23 protein-coding genes, 1 other RNA gene and 1 pseudogene are annotated in these 19,865 nt (G+C 60.7%); 8 read left to right on the top strand and 17 right to left on the bottom strand.

The window, feature by feature from the left end; all coding sequences use genetic code 11:
* Positions 1-24 precede the first annotated feature (24 nt).
* Positions 25-180 (top strand): hypothetical protein, encoded by a 156-nt coding sequence (locus OEG84_RS00655; RefSeq protein WP_267651943.1) that lies wholly within the window; start codon positions 25-27, stop codon positions 178-180.
* Positions 173-622 (top strand): group III truncated hemoglobin, encoded by a 450-nt coding sequence (locus tag OEG84_RS00650; protein ID WP_267651942.1) that lies wholly within the window; start codon positions 173-175, stop codon positions 620-622. The genes OEG84_RS00655 and OEG84_RS00650 overlap by 8 nt, the downstream gene beginning before the upstream one ends.
* A gap of 103 nt (positions 623-725) precedes the next feature.
* Here the strand turns inward: OEG84_RS00650 and OEG84_RS00645 are convergent.
* From OEG84_RS00645 to OEG84_RS00620, 6 genes and pseudogenes are all read right to left on the bottom strand, one after another.
* Positions 726-1,116 (bottom strand): annotated as a pseudogene (locus tag OEG84_RS00645) (nitrile hydratase accessory protein).
* Positions 1,085-1,744, bottom strand: a complete 660-nt coding sequence (gene nthB, locus OEG84_RS00640) for a nitrile hydratase subunit beta (protein ID WP_267651941.1) — start codon at positions 1,742-1,744, stop codon at positions 1,085-1,087. Before nthB ends, OEG84_RS00645 begins: the two are co-directional and overlap by 32 nt.
* Positions 1,744-2,364, bottom strand: coding sequence for a nitrile hydratase subunit alpha (gene nthA, locus OEG84_RS00635; RefSeq protein ID WP_267651940.1), 621 nt, complete (start codon positions 2,362-2,364; stop codon positions 1,744-1,746). The genes nthB and nthA overlap by 1 nt, the downstream gene beginning before the upstream one ends.
* Positions 2,365-2,425: 61 nt before the next feature.
* Positions 2,426-3,019, bottom strand: coding sequence for a LysE family translocator (locus tag OEG84_RS00630; protein ID WP_267651939.1), 594 nt, complete (start codon positions 3,017-3,019; stop codon positions 2,426-2,428).
* A 104-nt stretch (positions 3,020-3,123) separates the two neighbouring features.
* The gene (ilvN, locus tag OEG84_RS00625; RefSeq protein WP_267651938.1) at positions 3,124-3,696 is read right to left on the bottom strand and encodes an acetolactate synthase small subunit; all 573 of its coding nucleotides are present in this window, start codon (positions 3,694-3,696) and stop codon (positions 3,124-3,126) included.
* Between the two features lie 27 nt (positions 3,697-3,723).
* On the bottom strand, positions 3,724-5,499 hold the full coding sequence (locus OEG84_RS00620) for an acetolactate synthase 3 large subunit (protein WP_267651937.1): 1,776 nt from the start codon (positions 5,497-5,499) through the stop codon (positions 3,724-3,726).
* A gap of 310 nt (positions 5,500-5,809) precedes the next feature.
* Between OEG84_RS00620 and OEG84_RS00615 the strand changes: the two genes are divergently transcribed.
* Positions 5,810-7,879: a helicase HerA domain-containing protein gene (locus tag OEG84_RS00615; protein WP_267651936.1), complete on the top strand. Its 2,070-nt coding sequence runs from the start codon at positions 5,810-5,812 to the stop codon at positions 7,877-7,879.
* Between the two features lie 217 nt (positions 7,880-8,096).
* Here OEG84_RS00615 and OEG84_RS00610 read toward each other — a convergent pair whose 3' ends face one another.
* Both OEG84_RS00610 and miaA read right to left on the bottom strand, forming a co-directional pair.
* On the bottom strand, positions 8,097-8,870 hold the full coding sequence (locus tag OEG84_RS00610; protein WP_267651935.1) for a GGDEF domain-containing protein: 774 nt from the start codon (positions 8,868-8,870) through the stop codon (positions 8,097-8,099).
* A 107-nt stretch (positions 8,871-8,977) separates the two neighbouring features.
* Positions 8,978-9,877 (bottom strand): tRNA (adenosine(37)-N6)-dimethylallyltransferase MiaA, encoded by a 900-nt coding sequence (gene miaA, locus OEG84_RS00605; protein WP_267651934.1) that lies wholly within the window; start codon positions 9,875-9,877, stop codon positions 8,978-8,980.
* Here miaA and serB point away from each other — a divergent pair.
* Complete coding sequence (gene serB / locus OEG84_RS00600) at positions 9,876-10,766, top strand: phosphoserine phosphatase SerB (RefSeq protein WP_267651933.1); 891 nt, start codon at positions 9,876-9,878, stop codon at positions 10,764-10,766. The genes miaA and serB overlap by 2 nt on opposite strands.
* A complete protein-coding gene (locus OEG84_RS00595; RefSeq protein WP_267651932.1) occupies positions 10,763-11,329 on the top strand; it encodes a GNAT family N-acetyltransferase in 567 nt (188 codons plus the stop codon). Before serB ends, OEG84_RS00595 begins: the two co-directional genes overlap by 4 nt.
* Positions 11,330-11,410: 81 nt before the next feature.
* Here OEG84_RS00595 and OEG84_RS00590 read toward each other — a convergent pair whose 3' ends face one another.
* From OEG84_RS00590 to OEG84_RS00555, 9 genes are all read right to left on the bottom strand, one after another.
* Positions 11,411-12,889, bottom strand: a complete 1,479-nt coding sequence (locus OEG84_RS00590; RefSeq protein ID WP_425602805.1) for a DegQ family serine endoprotease — start codon at positions 12,887-12,889, stop codon at positions 11,411-11,413.
* A 104-nt stretch (positions 12,890-12,993) separates the two neighbouring features.
* Positions 12,994-13,182, bottom strand: a complete 189-nt coding sequence (locus tag OEG84_RS00585) for a DUF2065 domain-containing protein (RefSeq protein ID WP_267651931.1) — start codon at positions 13,180-13,182, stop codon at positions 12,994-12,996.
* A 17-nt stretch (positions 13,183-13,199) separates the two neighbouring features.
* The gene (gene hflC, locus OEG84_RS00580) at positions 13,200-14,135 is read right to left on the bottom strand and encodes a protease modulator HflC (protein WP_267651930.1); all 936 of its coding nucleotides are present in this window, start codon (positions 14,133-14,135) and stop codon (positions 13,200-13,202) included.
* Positions 14,135-15,241: an FtsH protease activity modulator HflK gene (hflK, locus tag OEG84_RS00575; protein ID WP_267651929.1), complete on the bottom strand. Its 1,107-nt coding sequence runs from the start codon at positions 15,239-15,241 to the stop codon at positions 14,135-14,137. Before hflK ends, hflC begins: the two co-directional genes overlap by 1 nt.
* Positions 15,242-15,385: 144 nt before the next feature.
* The gene (locus OEG84_RS00570) at positions 15,386-15,913 is read right to left on the bottom strand and encodes a dihydrofolate reductase (protein ID WP_267651928.1); all 528 of its coding nucleotides are present in this window, start codon (positions 15,911-15,913) and stop codon (positions 15,386-15,388) included.
* A gap of 8 nt (positions 15,914-15,921) precedes the next feature.
* A complete protein-coding gene (locus OEG84_RS00565) occupies positions 15,922-16,716 on the bottom strand; it encodes a thymidylate synthase (RefSeq protein WP_267651927.1) in 795 nt (264 codons plus the stop codon).
* Positions 16,717-16,788: 72 nt separating this feature from the next.
* Positions 16,789-17,274, bottom strand: coding sequence for a WD40/YVTN/BNR-like repeat-containing protein (locus tag OEG84_RS25320; RefSeq protein ID WP_324288161.1), 486 nt, complete (start codon positions 17,272-17,274; stop codon positions 16,789-16,791).
* 22 nt (positions 17,275-17,296) lie between these two features.
* Positions 17,297-17,968 carry a WD40/YVTN/BNR-like repeat-containing protein gene (locus OEG84_RS25315; protein ID WP_324288160.1) on the bottom strand — a complete coding sequence of 224 codons (672 nt, stop codon included), beginning with the start codon at positions 17,966-17,968 and terminating at the stop codon, positions 17,297-17,299.
* Between the two features lie 167 nt (positions 17,969-18,135).
* Entirely contained in the window at positions 18,136-18,444 is a 309-nt protein-coding gene (locus OEG84_RS00555) for a DUF2853 family protein (protein ID WP_267651926.1), read from the bottom strand.
* A 113-nt stretch (positions 18,445-18,557) separates the two neighbouring features.
* Between OEG84_RS00555 and ssrA the strand changes: the two genes are divergently transcribed.
* The 3 genes from ssrA (at position 18,558) to OEG84_RS00540 (ending at position 19,865) form a co-directional block, all read left to right on the top strand.
* Positions 18,558-18,928, top strand: a transfer-messenger RNA (tmRNA) gene (gene ssrA / locus OEG84_RS00550).
* 163 nt (positions 18,929-19,091) lie between these two features.
* Positions 19,092-19,658, top strand: coding sequence for an SspB family protein (locus tag OEG84_RS00545; RefSeq protein ID WP_267656040.1), 567 nt, complete (start codon positions 19,092-19,094; stop codon positions 19,656-19,658).
* Positions 19,659-19,670: 12 nt separating this feature from the next.
* Complete coding sequence (locus OEG84_RS00540; protein WP_267651925.1) at positions 19,671-19,865, top strand: DUF4169 family protein; 195 nt, start codon at positions 19,671-19,673, stop codon at positions 19,863-19,865.

Below are 19,865 nucleotides of genomic sequence, written 5' to 3'. Positions count from 1 at the left end.
TCAAATACCAATTAAGAGGCTCGGATGAAAAGTTTGATTTGGCTGTTCTTATTGCCCGGCGATCTGGTCCGCCGCAAGCTGGGCATTACCGTTGAGCAGGATGGCGGGTTGATTCGCTCGTTCATCAACATGTGCTTCTGGGGGGCCATCACACTGATGATCGCATTGCGCTATGTCTGACAGACCCGATCCGGTTTACATCCCGGCGCGCGCCGCGCCTCCGCGAACACCGACTGTGTCGATCACGCCGGAACAGATCGCCGAAATGGTGGATCAGTTCTATTCGGCGATCCGTGCCCACCCGCGGCTGGGGCCGCTTTTCGAGCAGAAGCTTGCCGGCAAATGGCACCCACATCTGCAGCGCATGAACTTCTTCTGGCGCTCGGTGCTGCTGCATTCGGGCGAGTATTCGGGCCAACCGGTGGTCAAGCACAATGCGCTACCTGACCTCGAGGAAGGTGACTACCTGCTCTGGCTCGAGTTGTTTGAGACCACTACCGACCGGCTGTTTGAATCATGGGAATCGGAAGCCATCCTGACCGTCGCCCGGCGCATTGCCCGCAGCCTGTGGCTGGCCCGTTTCGGCACGCCGTTCAACAAACCGCCGGCCTGGTTGAGCTGAGGCACCGCCCGCCCGCGACGGGAAATTGATGCACGCGGCAAATCAGACCATCACCTGCGGTGGCGCGCAATAAAATATATGGTCTCCTGAGACAGAAGCCGTGTCAGCCGCGATGCGGGTCGTTTTCCAAAAGAATCGGGCTGCCATGCGGCGTGGCCTGGGCAGCACGGCGCCAGGAAGCGGCAAGCGAGATCGACAATATCTTTGCCGGCCACGCCCTTTTCCGACAGCAGCGCCTCAAGGGCTGCAACCCAGTGCTGGTAATAGTCGGCGCCGTCGGCTGCGGCATCCGGGCTTCTGACCTCATGCGACAGATGGGCGGCCCATTCGCCCCAGCTGAAAACTCCACGCTCGTGCAACGCCACCGCCAACGCAAACGCCTGCGCCTGCCAGGGTTCGGCAAAAACCGGCGCATCAGCATCGGATCCAGATGGCAGGCGGAACGGTGTAGACGACAACGGGTCAGGCGCGCTCAAGATAACTCTCCCAGGCATCAATCGAGACACTGAGCGACGGATCGGCCCCCTGCCCCCACAATTCATGGCCGCCGAAGTTGACGGTGTAGACGTGTTGCGGCTGCTCGCCATTGCCATGAGCGTTGGTATCGGGGAAGACGAAGGCCTCGCGCACCGCCTCGATCACGCCCATCTTGCCGCGAGCATAGCGCGGCAACCTGGTGTGGCCGACGGGGTGGGCGTTGATCGTCCGCACCCGGTCGCCGACAGCGAATTTCGGCGTGGCCTCAACCGTGCGGTTACACGGCCCACCGCGGGCCAGCGTGGCGGCGACATCGCAAGCCTGGAGAACACGCGCGGGCTCGGCCCCCTTGCCGAGACGGTGGCCGGCCTCAAGTTCGTCAGGCGTGAGAAAACCGTGACGCACGAGCAGCGTCTCCAGCGCCCGGGTCCAGATTTCGTAATAGCTCGAGGAATAATATGTTGCCGGATGCAGGCTTTCGCGGGCATGGCGGCTTTCGTCGATGTTCCAGGCGCCGAAGGCGCCGGTGGCCAGCGTGATTCCCAGCGCCCGGCGTTCCCACTCGGCGTGAAACACCGGTTCGTCCGGTTCCGGTGCGACCGGGCCAAAGCCCATCTGTCCACCAAGATCTTGCGGGCCGTTCATCAGGCTGCTCCCGGAGCGAGCGGCAGACCGGTGCCGATCATCGAATCGCGGGTGACAAGCACTGCAAGTTCCGCCTCGCTCATGCCGTCGGTCCCCTCGGGGCGCATCGGCACCACCATGTAGCGCAGCTCGGCGGTTGAATCCCACACCCGGATGCGGGTGGATTGCGGCAGTTCGAGCCCGAATTCGGCCAGCACGCCGCGCGGATTGATGACCGCCTGGCTGCGATAGGATGGCGCCTTGTACCACACCGGCGGCACCCCGAGCACTGTCCAGGGATAGCAGGAGCAGAGCGTGCAGACGATCATGTTGTGGGTGTCGGGCGTGTTGAATGCCGCCTGCATGTGCTCGCCCTGGCGCCCCATATAACCAAGCGAGGCGATTGCCGCAGTGGCGTCGCGCTTGAGCCAGTCAGCATACTCTGGATCGGTCCAGGCCTTGGCCACCACACGGGCGCCGTTGCGCGGCCCCACTTTGGTTTCATAGGTCTCGACAATGGCGTCGATCGCGGCCGGATCGATCAGCCCCTTTTGGGTGAGAATAGTTTCCAGTGCCTTCACCCTTGCTGCGAAGGGATCGAGGTCATTGTCGTGATGGTGGTCGTGGTGATCGTGTGACATGACGGGAGATTATGCCCGGTTGCACCAGATCGCAATATCGAATGGCTGGCCGTGATGGCCGTTACCGCAACATCGGCCAGAGGCTGGCCACCAGCAGCAGGGCCATGGTGATGTTGAACCATTTCAACCGCACAGGATCGGACAGCCATTGCCGCATCACCGAGCCGAAGCCGGCCCAGGTCGATACACTCGGCATGTTGGTCAGCGTGAAGGCAAAGCCGACAAGCGTCACCGAGAGCGGATAGCGGTCCGGATCGGTGTAGAGCGTCATCGCGGTCACCGCCATCACCCAGGCCTTCGGGTTGACCCACTGAAACGCCGCCGCTTCGAGAAAAGTCATCGGCCTGGCGCCAACCTTGCCGTCGGGCAGCGCCCGCGACGTGCCGATCTTCCAGGCTATATAGAGCAGATAGCCGCCACCGAGCAATTTCAGCGCCAGATACAGCGTCGGCACGGTTTCCAGCAACGCGCCCAGGCCGAACCCGACGCCGAGCAGCAAGGACAGGAACCCGCAGCCGATGCCGATCATGTGCGGCAAGGTCCGCCGAAAGCCGAAATTCACACCTGAGGCAAACAGCATCATATTGTTGGGGCCCGACGTCACAGAGGTGACGAAGGCAAACAGCACAAGCGCGGCGAACGTTTCGGCAGTCATCGGAAATCCGTCTTCAAACGCGTGCCGGCCAGGCCGGATCGACTGTTACGGCTGCGAGACCGCTGCCAGGGGACTGCTGTATGTTTCTCGTGCTGGTTCTTGCCTTACATCCCCTGCGGGCCGCGGTTCATGGCGGCAATGCCGGTGCGGCAGATTTCGACCAGGCCGAGCGGTTTCATGATCGAGATGAACTGCTCGATCTTGGAAACACGGCCGGTGATTTCGAAGATGAAGTGCTCGGTGTTGGCGTCGATCACCTGGGCGCGGAAGGCGTCGGCAAGCCTAAGCGCCTCGACCCGATCTTCGCCGGTGCCGGTGACCTTGACCAGCGCCAGCTCGCGTTCCAGCGGCTTTTCGTGACCAAGTTCGGCCGAGCGTACGGTGAGGTCAACCACACGGTGGACCGGAACAATGCGCTCAAGTTGCGCCTTGACCTGTTCAAGCACATTCGGGGTTGCGGTGGTGACGATGGTGATGCGCGAAAGATGCGCCTCATGCTCGGTTTCGGAGACCGTCAGGCTTTCGATGTTGTAGCCACGGCCGGAAAACAAGCCGATAACACGGGCAAGAACGCCCGGCTCGTTGTCGACCAGAACCGAGAGCGTGTGGGTTTCCGGAAGGGCGGTTTCGGCGGTCATGAAATAGGCCGAACCTGTGGGTTGATGCTGAGCGTTCATGAGATCAGTTCCTGTTGCAGGCGCGGCTCAAACGAGCGCGCGACCTTTTGCATCAATGGCGTTGGCGACAGCTTCGTCGGTGGCTTCATCAGGCAGCAGCATATCGTTATGCGCCTTGCCCGACGGGATCATCGGGAAGCAGTTTGCGAGTGACGCCACACGGCAATCGAAGATCACTGGCTGCGGCGTATCGATCATTTTTGTGATCGCATCGTCGAGGTCGCCTGGCTTGTCGCAGCGAATGCCGACGCCGCCATAGGCTTCAGCCAGCTTGACGAAATCCGGCATAGATTCAGTGTAGGAATGCGACAGCCGGTTACCATGCAGCAATTGCTGCCATTGCCGCACCATGCCCATGTACTGGTTGTTGAGAATGAAGATCTTGACCGGCAACTGGTGTTGAACCGCGCACGACATTTCCTGGATGCACATCTGGATCGAGGCGTCGCCGGCAATATCGATGACCAGGCTATCACGGTGGGCAACCTGGGCGCCGATGGCGGCCGGAAAGCCATAGCCCATGGTGCCAAGTCCGCCCGATGTCATCCAGCGGTTGGGTTCCTCAAAGCCATAAAACTGCGCCGCCCACATCTGGTGCTGGCCAACTTCGGTGGTGATGTAGGTGTCGCGGTCCTTGGTCAGCTCATAGAGCCGCTGGATCGCGTATTGCGGCATGATCACGTCCTTGTTGGACGGATAGGCCAGCGAATTACGCCCCCTCCACTTGGAGATCTGGGTCCACCAGTCAGCCAACTGGCTGCGGTCGGTTTTCTTCGACGCGCGCCACAACCGGACCATGTCCTCGAGCACATGGCCGATATCGCCGACAATACCGACTTCGGTTCTGACGATCTTGTTGATCGAGGAGGGGTCGATATCGATATGGATCTTCTTCGAATTCGGCGAGAACGCATCCAGACGTCCGGTGATGCGGTCATCGAAGCGGGCGCCAATGCAGACCATGACATCGCAATCATGCATCGCCATGTTGGCTTCATAGGTGCCATGCATGCCAAGCATGCCCATCCAGTTCTTGCCCGAAGCCGGATAGGCACCCAGACCCATCAGGGTGGAGGTGATCGGAAAGCCGGTGAGTTCGACCAGTTCGCGCAGCAACTGGCTGGCTTCGCGGCCGGAATTTACCACGCCACCGCCGGAATAGATGATCGGGCGCTTGGCCCCGGCCATCAGCTCGATCGCGGCACGGATCTTGTCTAGGTCGCCCGAGACTTTCGGCTGGTAGCTCTTCTGCTCGATTACCGGCGATGGCGGGGTGTAGATGCCGGTAGCGAACTGAACGTCCTTGGGGATATCGACAACGACTGGTCCGGGGCGGCCGGTTGTGGCGATGCGGAAGGCTTCATGAATGACGCGGGAGAGCTGGTTGACGTCCTTGACCAGCCAGTTGTGCTTGGTGCACGGCCGGGTGATGCCGACGGTGTCGCATTCCTGGAAGGCATCCGAGCCGATCAGCGAGGTCGGGACCTGACCGGTAAGGCAGACCAGCGGGATCGAATCCATCAGCGCGTCCTGCAGCGCGGTGACGACATTGGTGGCGCCGGGGCCAGAAGTGACGAGCACAACACCGGGCTTGCCGGTGGAACGGGCATAGCCCTCGGCCATGTGGCCGGCGCCCTGTTCGTGACGCACCAGAATGTGCTGGATCGTGTCCTGCTGATGCAGTTCATCGTAGATCGGCAGAACCGCGCCGCCGGGATAGCCGAAGATGTGTTCGACGCCGTTGTCGCGCAGCGCCTGCAAGACCATTTCAGCGCCTGTCATTTCCATTTCATTGCCGGCCATATCGCCTGACCCCTTGTGTCATCTGTTTGTCGGGCTCAATAACCCGGTTTAAGCCATAAAAAAAGGCTCCGGAAGGAGCCTCGTGTCGCGCATGGGTGCTTTCGCCGGGTAGCTACGCCACCCTGCCCATGCGCCTTCTTACTACAATAATGTTTGCCATCGGTATCATGGCTACTGTCGTACCGCCTTGGATAGCCAGCGTCAACGGCAAAAATCGGCAAAAATCTCTGATATTTGCCGATACGCGACAGTCCTAAAGACCCCGTTAACCCAGCGGTGCCATGGTTGGGAAAATGTAGAAAGATCTGTTTTGGACACTGGCACGACTTCAACTTTCGACGATTCCGAGGAAGGCCGCAATCGTCGCGACAAGGCTGCACCGGGAAACCGTTTACTGGGCCGCGTCATTGGCTGTTCCGGTTCCAAGGCCACAGTCAGCGCCATTGCCGGCAGCGACGGCGGTGGACTGGCCGAACTCTGGTCCGTCGGGCGGCTGATTTCGATCAGCGTCGGCAAGAACCGGGTGGTAGCCCTGGTCTGTTCGATGAAGACCAACATGGTTGCCTGGTCGGAAAACGACGACAACGTCATGCATATCGAAGTGGAACTGGTCGGTGAAATCCGGACCGGCATCGAGGGCAAGGTCGAATTCAGCGCAGGCATCTCGCATTACCCTTATCTCGGCGCCGTGGTTCACCGGATGCGCTCGTCGGACCTTGCGGTCATTTATGATCCGGGTGTCAGCGAAACCGCTGTCATCGGCAAGCTGACGCAGGACCCTTCGCTGGACGCACTGATCCATGTCCCGGCGCTGTTGTCGCGGCACTTTGCCGTGGTCGGCACCACCGGTGTCGGCAAGACCACAGCGGTTGCGCTGCTATTGCACAAGGCGTTGAAGGCGGACCCCGCGCTCAGGATTCTCATCCTCGACCCGCATAATGAATTTGCTGCGGCGTTTCCGACCGAATCCGTGGTGATCGATACCGACACGCTGGATCTGCCGTTCTGGCTGTTCCGTCTGGAAGAATTTACGGAGGTGCTGTTTCGCGGCCGCCCGGCGATTGCCGAGGAAATCGATGTGCTGCGCGACCTCATCCCCGAGGCCAAGCGAATGTTCAAGGGCGGCAACCACGACAGTCCTCTGGTGCGCCGCACCCAGGAACGCTCTTCAGTGACCGCCGATACGCCGGTGCCCTACCGGGTCGCAGATCTTCTGGCGTTGATCGATGAGCGGATCGGAAAGCTCGAAGGCCGCAGTGAAAAGCCACATCTCAGATCGCTCAAGGTTCGAGTGCAGGCAGCAATCAACGATCCGCGCTACGAGTTCATGTTCTCGTCCAACACCATCCACGACACCATTCTGACCACCATCAGCCATATTTTCCGGATTCCCGGCGATGGCAAGCCGGTGACCACGTTCCAGTTGGCCGGCATTCCTTCCGAGGTGGTCAATTCGGTCGCGTCGATCCTGTGCCGCATGGCTTTCGAGATCGCCTTGTGGAGCGCTGGCGGCGTGCGCATTCTGGTGGTCTGCGAAGAGGCTCACCGCTACGTTCCGGCAGATCCGAAGCTGGGCTTCTTTCCAACTCGGCAGGCAATCTCGCGGATTGCCAAGGAAGGCCGGAAATACGGCGTCAGTCTTGGCGTCATCACTCAGCGGCCCGGCGAACTCGATCCGACCATCCTGTCACAGTGCTCGACCGTATTTGCGATGCGCCTGTCCAATGACCACGACCAGGACATCATCCGTTCGGCAATCCCGGATTCATCCGCCTCGACCATGAGTTTTCTCTCGTCAATCGGCAATGGCGAGGCGATCGCCTTTGGCGAAGCAGTGGCCGTGCCGATGCGCATGGTATTCGAGCGGGTTCCCGAGCACATCCTGCCAAAGGCCAATTCCGGCCTGCAGCCAGTCCACCGCAACGAGAGCAACAACGTCGACCTGCGCAAGATCGTCATGCGGATGCGCCATATCGACGATGCCGAGAAGCCGGCCGTTGCATTCTCCGAAGGGGTCGAGCAGTCACCATCAATCGATCCGACCGCGACAATGCCGGGTATGGCGACACGCTCCGGCGAGATCGCCGCCCCACGGGCACCTGCCTACCAGCCCGGCGAGACAGTGCGTCCGGCTCAAGAGCCGCGCGCGCAAAACCACTACGGCGAAGCCACGCGTCCAGCCGCAGAGCCTCAGACACAGAACCTTCATGGCGAGACCATTCGACCTGCTCCCGAGCCGCGTTCGCAGACCCATTACGGCGAGACCCTGCGGCCAGCCACCGAGCCGCGTGAGCAGGACCCGCAAGCGCCGCGCCACGAACTGCGCTCGATCCGCTCGAGCCTGCTCAAAAAGCCGCTGTCATCGCTGCTCAAGCCGTGATGCTTCGTCAGTGCCCGTGAAATGCACTGCCTTCCGGGTTACCGGCGCTGCGTGACAAGCATCGAGGGCTACTCAGGTCTCAACTTTCCACGCCGCCATCGAGCAAGTGAGTCCCTGCATTTTTGCCGATACTCGCCCTGCCCCGCATTACCGGGGTCTGCGAAGCCAGCCGCTTCCTTCTTGATTTCAGTTCCTGCCGATAGCTGCGCCCGAAAAATCAGGCGGCGCAAACCCGGTTGCGGCCCAGCCGCTTCGCCTCATAGAGCTGCTTGTCGGTGCGGCGGTAGAGCTCCTCGCCGCTTTCGCTGCCATCCCAGATCGCCAGGCCGGCGCTTGTCGTCACCTTCAGGGTGACATTGCCGGTCTTGATTCTGAGCTGCGAGATGGCCTGGCGGATGCGGTCGGCCAGTTGGTAAAGCTGCTGCTCGTTGATGTTGGGCGACAGGATCGCAAATTCCTCGCCCCCCAGCCGCGCCAGCACATCATGATAGCGGGTAAAGACACGCAGGCACTCGGCGACCTGCCGCAGCACCTCGTCGCCGACATCATGGCCATGGGTATCGTTGATCTTCTTGAAATGGTCGAGGTCGAGGATGACCATGCCGATCGGTTTGCGGATGCGCCGGAAGGCGTCGAGATACTCGTTCAATGCATCGTCAAAATAACGCCGGTTGTACATGCCGGTCAGCCCGTCGGTGACGGCGGCATGCTCGAGCGACTGCGAGCGGACGGACAGCGATTCGGTCATTTTCTGCAGCTTGCCGCGTTCGCGAAGTCCGGACGACATGATCGGAAAGATCAACGTCACGCCACAGACCACCGACAGACCGGCCAGCACGGCGCTCATGAAGGCGAAATGGGCAGCGGTATCGACGCCCCCGACAACGACGCCGTTGGTTGCGGCAGAAAATGCCGCCCATGCGAAAGCGCCCCCGAAGCCAACGAGACCGATCAGCAAGAAAAAGAACAATTCGGCTTTGTGAAAACGCATTGTCGCGACAACATCCAAAACTTAGCTTCGTCAGGGTAGGCATAACCCGTTAGCTTTGCTTTAACGCGCACCCCAATTGCAGGTAAATTTATAATTGATTTTTCTACTCAGGATTGAATTCTCTGCCAATCGGAATCAAACTGGTTTCGGAACCAGGTCATTTGCCGTTTGGCATATTGCCGAGTTGCCGCGCTCGAGAGTTCAATTACCTTTTCCAGAGGTAACTCTCCCTTGAGATAACCTGCCAGATGATTGACCCCGATGGCTTTCATGGCCGGGTGCTGCGGTGGAATATCCAGCGACATCAATTGCCTGACTTCATCAACAGCGCCCTCATCGAGCATTGTTTCAAACCGCGCATTGATCCGCGCATGCAGAACGGCGCGGTCGGGCTCAAGCACCAGGCAACGGGCCGTCGCAGGATCGACGACCATGGCGCCACCGCGCCCCTGAAACTCGGCAATGGAACGGCCGGTGGCGAGAACTACTTCCAACGCCCGGAGAATTCGCTGGCGATCGGCGGGCAGCAACCGCGCCGCCATCTCCGGATCGAGATCCGCGAGTTGCTGGTGCAGCACCTCGATGCCTTCGGATTGCAGCCGCGCGCGCAAATTGTCGCGAATGTCGGCCGGAATCGGCGGCATCTCTGACAATCCGCCGGTGAGCGCACGGAAATACAGCCCGGTACCGCCAACCACGACCGGAAGCGCGCCACGGGCGCGGATGTCGGCAATCACCCAGCTGGCCTCGCTGAGCCAGATACCGGTGGAATAGGCGGTCTCAGGCGAGACATGGCCATAAAGGTGGTGGGGAACCTGCGCCAGATCCGCAGCCCCGGGGCGTGCGGTCAACCTCTCCAGCACGCCATAGACCTGCATCGAATCGGCGTTGACGATCTCGCCACCAAGTTCGCGCGCCAGCTCGATCGCCAGCGCGGACTTGCCGCTTGCGGTTGGCCCGGCTATCAGAAGCGCCGTGATATCCTGTCGCCGGAGTTTTTCAATCATGGCCCTCGTTGCCACGCTTATCGCTAATCCGTCAAATCCGGTCCTGTCGGCCGCCATGGGCGAAGCCGCCTGCCACGCGGTGGATGGCGCGGGGCTCTACTGGCTTGCCGATGGCGTGGCCTGCGACATCGCGCTGAAAGATGGTGCCGATCCGGCCGCCGCACTTTCCAGTCTACGCACAGTGATCGGCGACCTGCCGGTCGACTCGGCGGTGCAGGAAGCCGAGACGCGGCGCAAGAAGATCCTGATCGCCGATATGGATTCGACCATGATCGGACAGGAATGCATCGATGAACTGGCCGCCGAAGTCGGGCTCAAGGAAAAGGTCGCGGGCATCACGGCGCGGGCAATGAATGGTGAAATCGCCTTCGAACCGGCGCTCCGCGAGCGCGTGGCGCTGCTGGCCGGTCTGCCGGTCAGCGTCATCGAGCAGGTGATTGCAAGCCGCATCACGCTGACCTCAGGCGGAACGGCACTGGTTGCCACCATGCGCGCCCGTGGCGGCTATTGCGCGCTGGTTTCGGGCGGGTTTACCGCTTTCACAGCGGTGGTCGCCGGCAAGATCGGGTTTGACGAGAACCGCGCCAACATCCTTGAAGAAGCGGATGGCAAGCTCAGCGGCACCGTGCGCGAACCAATTCTCGGCAAGCAGGCCAAGGTGGATGCGCTTGAGGAGATCGCCGCACGCCTGGGGCTTGATCCGTCCGATGCCATTGCGGTGGGCGACGGCGCCAATGATCTGGGCATGCTCGACCGGGCCGGGACCGGCGTGGCGCTGCACGCCAAGCCTTCCGTTGCCGCACAGGCCGGAATTCGCATCGATCATGGTGACCTGACCGCGCTGCTCTATCTGCAGGGCTACCGGCTGACCGATTTTGTGCCGGCGTGAAAATCGGCCGGACAATTCTGACCGAGCGGCAACGCATCCGGGGCTGGGAAGACACCGACACCGATCGTGCATTCTTCCATCGGGTCAACAGCGACGACGCGATACAGCGCTACTTCCCGTGGCGCTGGAGCCGCGCCGAAGCGGACGAGAATTTCGATCAGATGCAGGCCCGTACGGCTGAAAACGGATTTGGCTGGGCAGTCGCTGAAGATCTGGAAACCGGCGTACCGATCGGCTTTGTCGGGCTGGGCCAGATGCGCCATACGCAAGTTACCGGACCGGGCGTCGAAATCGGCTGGCGCTACGTCCCCGAAGCCTGGGGCAAGGGCCTGGCCACAGAGGCCGCACGGGCGCTGCTGGTCCACGGATTCGAGGATCTCGGGCTGGAACGTATCGTCGCCTATGCGGTGGCCAGCAACCGACCCTCGCTTGCGGTGATGGCGCGGATCGGCATGCGCGAACGGCCGGATCTGAGTTTCGATCACCCGATGGTTCCCGACGATATGCCACATCTCAAGCGCCATGCCTTCTGGGAGAAATTCTCACCCGTCGCACGCGGCTGAGATCGCTGCCTGGGCCAATTCCCGAAATAGAAAGGGCGACCCGAAGACCGCCCTTTTATCATTGATTTGGTAGCGCGCCGGTCAGTCCATGCGCACGGTGACGAAACGCAATTCACCGGTCTTGCCCGACAGCATCAGAAGCGCGTTGCGGCGTCCGTCCTGCTTCAGGGCGGCGATACGTTTTTCGACATCGGCTGGCGTCGCCACCTCCTCCTGGGCGATCTCGACAATGACGTCACCTGCATCGATGCGCTTGTCGGCGGCAGCGGAATCCGGATCCACTTCGGAAATCAGCACACCCTCGACTTCGTCGGCAATGCCAAAATCGCGGCGATTGTCAGTGGTCAGCTCAGCCAGCGACATGCCCAGCACCATCACGTCTTTCTGCGTTGGCGCGGGCTCTGAGCCGGTCTTGTCCGGATCCTCGGCGCTGGCAAGTTGATCGCTGTCCTCAAGCCGGCCAAGCGTCACCTTGACCGTCTGTTCCTCGCCCTTGCGGATAACGGTGACATCGACGGCCTTGCCGACCGGGCTTTCGGCGACAACGCGCGGCAGGTCGCGCATGGTGTCGACATCCTTGCCATCAAACCGGGTAATCACGTCGCCGGGCTCGATCGAGCCGTCATCGACCGGTCCACCGCGAATAATGCCGGCCACCAGCGCGCCCATAGCCTTGTCCATGCCGAGGCTTTCGGCAATTTCATCGGTAACCGGCTGAATCCGCACGCCGAGCCAACCGCGCCTGGTTTCGCCGAATTCCTTGAGCTGGTTGATGACATTGACGGCGAGTTCGGTCGGCACCGCAAAGCCTATGCCGATGGAGCCGCCTGACGGCGAGATGATTGCCGTGTTGATGCCGATGACCTCGCCGTTCATGTTGAACAGCGGCCCGCCGGAATTGCCGCGGTTGATGGCGGCGTCGGTCTGGATGAAATTATCATAGGGGCCGGAATTGATATCCCGTCCGCGCGCAGAAATGATGCCGACCGTCACCGTTCCGCCAAGGCCGAACGGGTTGCCGATCGCCATCACCCAGTCGCCGATGCGCATGTCGTCGGAATCGCCAAACGGCACTTCGGTCAGCGGCTTGACGGGTGTGACCTTTAGCACGGCAAGATCGGTCTTCGGATCAGCGCCGACCAGCTCGGCCTTGAGCTTGGAGCCATCGGCAAAAATCACCTCGATATCGTCAGCGCCGTCAATCACATGATTGTTGGTGACGATCACACCGTTCTTGGCGTCGATGACAAAGCCCGAACCGAGCGACGAGACCTTGCGATTGCGTTGGCCATCGCCATCGCGATCCTTGAAGAACTCGTCAAAAAAATCCTGGAACGGCGAGCCGTCCGGGGCCTGCATGCGCGGCGGCGCGACGCTGCCGCCGCCAACGCTTTGCGAAGTCGAGATATTGACCACCGCGTCGAGCAGGCCTTCGGCTAGATCGGCCACCGAGGCCGGACCCTGCTGGGTTTCCGCGCTGGCCGGTGCAGTTGCCGGGGACGCCATCATCATGGCCGCGGCAAATGCCATTCCAACAGGACGGAAGCGGAAATTCCTCATCTGGGCGGTCTCCTTGTGCAACGATGCATCAGTATGATTGAGCTTAGAAATAGGGCGTTATTCCGGCGAAACCAATCACTCCGACGGCATTTAAATGTGAACGGTCACAAATGCCGGGCCAGATAAACCAGGCCGACGCCGATCGCCAACGCCACGACGCCGAAAGTTCGCAAATGCTCGTCGCCGAGCTTGGGCAGTTCCTCGGCCATGCGCCGGATGAACGAAGGGGCCAGCGCATAGGCCAGCCCCTCCACGACAAGTACCAGTCCAACTGCCAGAAAGAACGTGCTCACCGGCGGTCAATCCTGTTTCAGTTGGCCGGCGCGGCCGGAGCCGCATTTGCCGGAGCAGCAGCCGCAGGTGCATTTGCACCCTTGGCACTGCCGAAGTAGCGGAAGAACTCCGACGTCGGCGACAACACCATGGTGGTGCCGGAATCCGACAGCGCTTCAGCATAGGCATTCATCGAGCGGTAAAACTCGAAGAATTCCGGATCGCGCTGGAACGCTTCGGCGAAGATGCGGTTACGTTCGCCATCACCCTCACCTCGGATGATTTCCGAATCACGGGTGGCCTCGGAGACGATCTCGACGACCTGGCGGTCGGCGATGGCGCGAATACGCTGCGCCGCCTCGTTACCACGTGCGCGGATCAATTCGGCTTCAGCAAGACGCTCGGCCTTCATCCGTTCGAAAGTCTGCTGCGAGACTTCCTGGGTCAGGTCGGTGCGGCGGATGCGAACATCGTCGATCCGCAAACCCAGCGCTTCGGCTTCTGGACGAAGCTGATCGCGGACTTCACGCATCATTGAAGTGCGTTCTTCCGACAATGCCGCCTCGAAGCCGCGCAGACCGTAAACGGTACGCAGGGCCGAGTTCAGGCGGGTACGCAACCGGGATTCGGCCGAAGCCAGATCGCCGGAAACGGTCTGGCGGAACAGCCGCGCATTGGTGATCTTGTAGAGCACGAACGCATCGACTTCGTAGAACTTGCCGCCCGAAACCTGGACACGCATATTTTCGAGATCGAAGCGCAACGCACGATCCTCGATATACTGCACGGTATCAGCATCGACAAAGCCGAAGGGCAGCTTGAAATACAGCCCCGGCTCGGTCTTGACGTCCTGGATCTCACCAAAGCGCGTGACGATTGCCTGCTGGCGTTCGTTGACCACGAAAATCGACGACCAGACGATGAAGGCGACGACGGCCAGAAGGCCGAGAATAAGGGGAAGACGATTGCCCATTAGTTGGTGCCTCCGGCATTTTTCTTGATTTCAGGCAGGGGCAGATAAGGCACCACGCCAGAACCGCTACCATCCTGGCCGATGATCACCTTGTCGGATCCGCCGAGGACCTTTTCCAGGGTCTCGAGATAGAGCCGCGAACGGGTCACTTCAGGCGCCTTGGCGTATTCTTCATAGACCGAGAGGAAACGACCGGCTTCACCGGACGCCTCATTGACGACACGGTCCTTGTAAGCCGACGCTTCTTCGCGCTTCTGAGCGGCCTGACCGCGCGCCTGACCAAGCTTTTGGTTGGCGTACTGATTGCCTTCCTCGACGAACCGGTCTTCATCCTGCTCGGCACGCTGCACCTCGTCAAAGGCATCAGCAACCTCGCGCGGCGGCGCCGCGTCTTCGATCGAGACCTGGTTGATGGCGATGCCTGCGGGGAAACTGTCCATCACGTTTTGCATGATGGTCTGAACCTCAACCGCAATGGCTTCACGATTATCACGGAAAATGTCCTGTGCCGGCCTGCGGCCAACCACCTCACGCATGGCGCTTTCAGCTACCTGACGCAATGTGTCTTCCGGACGGGCGACGTTGAACAGGAACGCCTTCGGATCGGAGACCCCGTAAAGCACCTTGAACTCGACATCGACAATGTTCTGGTCACCCGACAGCATCAGGCCGTCGCTGGAACCGGTACGCGAACTGCCACCGGTGCTCATTTCGCGTTCGACGATACTGGTCAGTTCCACCGTCTCAAACGGCCAGAACACCATGTGCAGACCTGGCTGCGAGATTTCGTCCTTGGGCACGCCAAAGCGCAGTTCGACGCCACGTTCATCCTGCTGGACGGTGTAGACCGACTGCATCAACCAAAGGCCGACCAGACCGAGAACCACGAGCAAAGCGATCAGCTTGCCGCTACCCGAGCCGCCACCGCCGCCGGGCAAAGCCTGACGCAGCTTGTCCTGGCCGCGCCGGATCAATTCCTCAAGATCGGGCGGGTTGCCGCCGCCGCGTGGCGGTTGCGGACCCTTGCCCCAGGGACCCTGATTATTGCCGCCACCGCCGCCGCCCCATGGACCGCCGCCTCCTCCATTTTGATTACTCCAGGGCATCAAGACCTCTTTTCAAACTGTGTTATGCCGCTCGCCGTCGAAAACCAACGGTTCGCGCACGCTGTCCTCGTTATAGGTATGGCGACGGACGCTTTCAACGCGGCATCGCGTTTCCGATGCCAAATTGGGCCGATTAGGCTCGAATTATGCTGCGCGGCGACGCCAGAGGGCGAAGCGCACGGAATGACTGTCGTTTTCACCCCGAACGGGATCGGACAGAGTAGCCCTCTCCCAGTCTTGCGAATCGATAGCGGGAAAAATTGTGTCGCCCTCGATGACGGCATCGACTTCGGTGACATGAAGCTGGTCGGCAAGCGCCATTGCCTGGGCGTAGATTTGACCGCCGCCGATGATCGACACCTTGTCCGCACCCGATTGCCTGGCCAGATCACAGCCGCGGGCGATGGCAGCTTTCAGATCGGGGGCTGTTTCCACGCCATCGGCAATAAATCCGGAGCGGGAGACGACGATGTTGGCGCGGCCCGGCAAAGATCGGCCGATCGATTGATATGTCTTGCGCCCCATGATCACTGGCGCACCGAGCGTTACCGCCTTGAAGTGCTTGAGGTCGGACGGCAGTCGCCAGGGCATGTCGCCATCACGACCGATCACCCCGTTTTGGGCACGGGCGACAACCAGCGCGATGCTGATATCGGGTTGATCGTCGGACATCTGACGCCTCACACCGCGATCGGCGCGGAAATCGCCGGATCGGGGGTGTAGTTTTCCAGAGTGAAATCCTCGTAACTGAAACCGAACAGATCGTTGATATCGGGGTTGAGTCGCATCGTCGGCAATGGCTTCGGGGTACGCGACAATTGCAGCCGGGCCTGATCGAAATGGTTGTTGTACAGATGCGTGTCACCCAGCGTGTGGACGAAATCGCCGGGCTTGAGCCCGGTGACCTGGGCCACCATCATGGTCAGCAACGCATAGGAGGCGATGTTGAACGGCACGCCCAAAAAGATGTCGGCGGAGCGCTGATAGAGCTGGCAGGACAACTTGCCATCGGCGACATAGAACTGGAACAGGCAATGGCACGGCGGCAGCGCCATGTCATCGACCTCGGCAGGATTCCAGGCCGAGACGATGTGCCGGCGCGAAGCCGGATTGTTCCGGATCTGGCTGACGACACCGGCGATCTGGTCGATGGTCTTGCCGCCTGGCGCCGGCCAGGAACGCCATTGCGCGCCATAGACCGGGCCGAGATCGCCGTTATCATCGGCCCATTCATCCCAGATCGAGACACCATTGGCCTTGAGATAGGCAATATTGGTTTCGCCTTTGAGAAACCACAGCAACTCGTGGATGATCGAGCGCAGATGCAGTTTCTTGGTGGTCAGTGCTGGAAACCCCTCCGCCAGGTCAAACCGCATCTGATGGCCGAACAGGCTGCGCGTGCCGGTGCCGGTGCGGTCGTCCCTGTCGGTGCCCTGTTCAAGCACCAGGCGAAGTAGATCGTGATATTGCCGCATGACCGCCGCTTTGTGATTCGAGATGGCCCGACCTTAGCGGAGATGGCGCGCCATCGAAACGCTGCCCGCAGGTTATCCCCGCCCTACCCGACTATATTGCCTGTCGACAACTTCCACCGACAGGATGGTCGGCAGGTGGCGGGCGATTTCCTGCCAGCTGTCGCCCTCATTGGTGCTGGCAAACAATGAGCCGCTGTTGGTGCCGAAATAGACCCCGGCCGGATCGCGCGCGTCACCCGCCATGGCCTGGCGCAGAACCGTGAAATAGCAGCTTTGCTGCGGCAGTCCTTCGCGCATGCCCTTCCAGGACTTGCCACCATCGCGGGAGCGCCAGACCGCCGCCGCTGCATCGGGTGGATAGCGGCCCTGGCTGTCGCCGTTGAGCGGCAACGTCCAGATCGTATCCGGGTCGCGCGGATGCACGCGGATCGGAAAACCGAATGTCGAAGGCAGTCCTACGGTGATGTCATCCCAGTTGCGGCCGCCATCGACCGAGCGCCAGACCCCGTGATGGTTTTGTTGGTAGAGCAGATCGGAAGAGCCAGGCGCGCGCATCATGTTGTGCACGCAATGGCCGATTTCACCGTCGCGCGGGCCGGCCGGGTGATCGTGGCCGACGCAGGCTTTGGCGTTCGACAACCGGTTGCGCCGCTCCCAGGAAGCCCCCGTCTTCGGTGGCGAACACGCCGGCGGCCGAGATGCCAACCCAGAGCTTTTGCGGGTTAGCCGGGTCGGAGGCGATCGTGTGCAACACCAGCCCGGCGGCGCCCGGGTTCCAATCGGCAGCAGAGGGATGGTCGGTCAGCCCCTGCACCTTCTCCCAACTCTCGCCGCCGTCGCCGCTTTTCAGCAAACCCGCGGGCTTGGTGCCGGCATAGAGCGTGCCGTGAGCGTGACTGAGCGACCAGATCTGCGAGAAATCATCCGAGAATGGCAGGGCTTTATCTGTCCAGTTGACCATAGCGGCGAAATCAGGGTCGTTGGCGGCCCAATCGTCGAGCGTGCCTTTGGTCAGCCGGGCAACCTCCCAGCTCTCGCCGCCGTCGGTCGAGCGCCAGACACCGGCGCCGTGCCAGTCACCACCGCCGGCGGCCCAGAGCGTGCCGCTGGCCGGATCGCCGATCATGTGGTTGATCGGCCAACCGTCGCAGAACGGGCCCTTGACGGTCCATCCGGTGCGGTCGGCATCCGAGGAGACCATAAAGGCACCTTTGGTGGTGCCGATCAGGATCGAGAAGTCATCTGCTGGCATCGCATTCCACCTCCAACAAACTGGCCTCAAAATACCACCGAAGAAAAAATCTGCCTAGAGGTCAGCGCATGTTGCGCCCGCAACCGCTGACATGGGCAGATTCCAGGCAACAAAAAGCCCCGCCCCGGCGTGGTTGCCGGAGCGGGGCCTGAAAACGAACCTGAAGTTTACAGCGTGTCGAGTTTGCCCAGATGCTTGGCGACCAGGTAATAGAAGGTGACGCGCGCCTTGGAACGGTCGGCCTTCATGGTTTCGCAAACGGCGGCAACGGCATCTTCTGCGGCAGCGCCGGTAACGCCAAGCTTCTTGCCACACCATTTTTCGACAACGCGGGCCAGTTCCGACGGATCAGAACAAGAAACCAGCGAGGCATCGCGGCTGCGCAAGGCGATGCCAAGATGCTTGACAATCTTGCCGATGGTTTCATCGGATGCACCGGCATCATACTTCTTCACATCGGCTGCATAGTCAGTCATGAATAATCCCCTTTGTTGGAAAAGCCCGCGCTGGGCGCCTTTTCCCGTGGCAATGCAATAACCGCATGTTTGGCAATCGAACTGTCACTGTCAATAGCCGCTTGAAGGGATTACCCCTTTTCAAGTGGCTTTACGCACCCTATATTGAGGATGCTGTGCAAGCAGCTATGACAATAAACGAGCGTTGAAATAAACCATTCGGACCCGGGGGCGGTACCCGGCGCCTCCACCATGATCCGGCCCAGATGCCGACAGGCCACGCGGCCGGATGATGATGGGGGCGAAACAGGATCGACGAGGGTGTAAAGAGCGGCTTTTTGTTCGGTATTGTACCACCGTTATCGGGCTAAACTTGTAGTTGCAAATGACAACTATGCGGAAGCTCGTCTCGCTGCTTAATTGCGGTGTGACACTTCAAATTAAGTCCTAGAGGGTCGCACTTCTGGGCGGGGTTCGGAGGTACCTGGCAACAGAAACCTCCACTTATTTCTCTTCCCTTGATACTGCCGGATTTGTTCGGCTTTCCGCAGGGGCCAGTTTGCGCTTATAAAGGGGCTTGCTGACTCGGCAATGGTGTAACCACCGTCCGAGTTGACCCTAAGCGATACGTAGCCCGGACGGGCAAGGTGACAGGAAAGAACGCGCTGATGCCGCAGGACCATATTCGATACGACATACTTGCCCAGGACGCGCTTCGCGGCGTCATCCGCAAGGTTCTGTCCGAAGTTGCTGCGACCGGCTATCTGCCCGGCGACCATCATTTTTTCATTACCTTCCTGACCGAAGCGCCGGGCGTGCGGATTTCGACCGCGCTCAAGGAGCGCTACCCGGAACAGATGACCATCGTGGTCCAGCATCAATTCTGGGAAATGAAGGTGACGGAATCGCTGTTCGAGATCGGCCTCTCCTTCTCCGACAAGCCGGAAAAACTGGTCATTCCGTTTGCCGCCGTGCGCGGGTTCTACGATCCGTCGGTCAATTTCGAGCTGGAGTTCGACACGGTTCTGGAAAACGCGGCCAATGACGGCGGCGACGGCGAAGACGACGAACGCGCCGAACTGGCCGGCACGATCGAGCGGCTGGTCGAGCTCGAGAGCGACGACGCATCCGAGACCAAGGAAGCCGCCGCCAAAGAGGCCGGCACGGAATCGGACGGCGACAAAAAGCCTGGCGCCGATGTGGTTTCGCTCGATTCCTTCCGCAAGAAAAGCTGACAGGCTGGTGCCATGAGCGGCGATATCGTCAATCTGCGCACCGCCCGCAAGCGCCGCGACCGGGCTGACAAGGAAGCCGCTACCGAACGCAACCGTTTCGAACACGGACGCAGCAAGGCCGAACGCGAACTGGCCAAAGCCCGCAATGACAAGGCCACGCGCGATCACCAGGCTTCACGGCGCGATCCCGGCAAGCCAGAAAGCTGA

The sequence above is a fragment of the Hoeflea algicola genome, assembly GCF_026619415.1.
Taxonomy (GTDB): domain Bacteria; phylum Pseudomonadota; class Alphaproteobacteria; order Rhizobiales; family Rhizobiaceae; genus Hoeflea; species Hoeflea algicola.
Note: the sequence above shows the minus strand (reverse complement) of the source record. Positions and strands in the feature narration are given on the sequence as shown.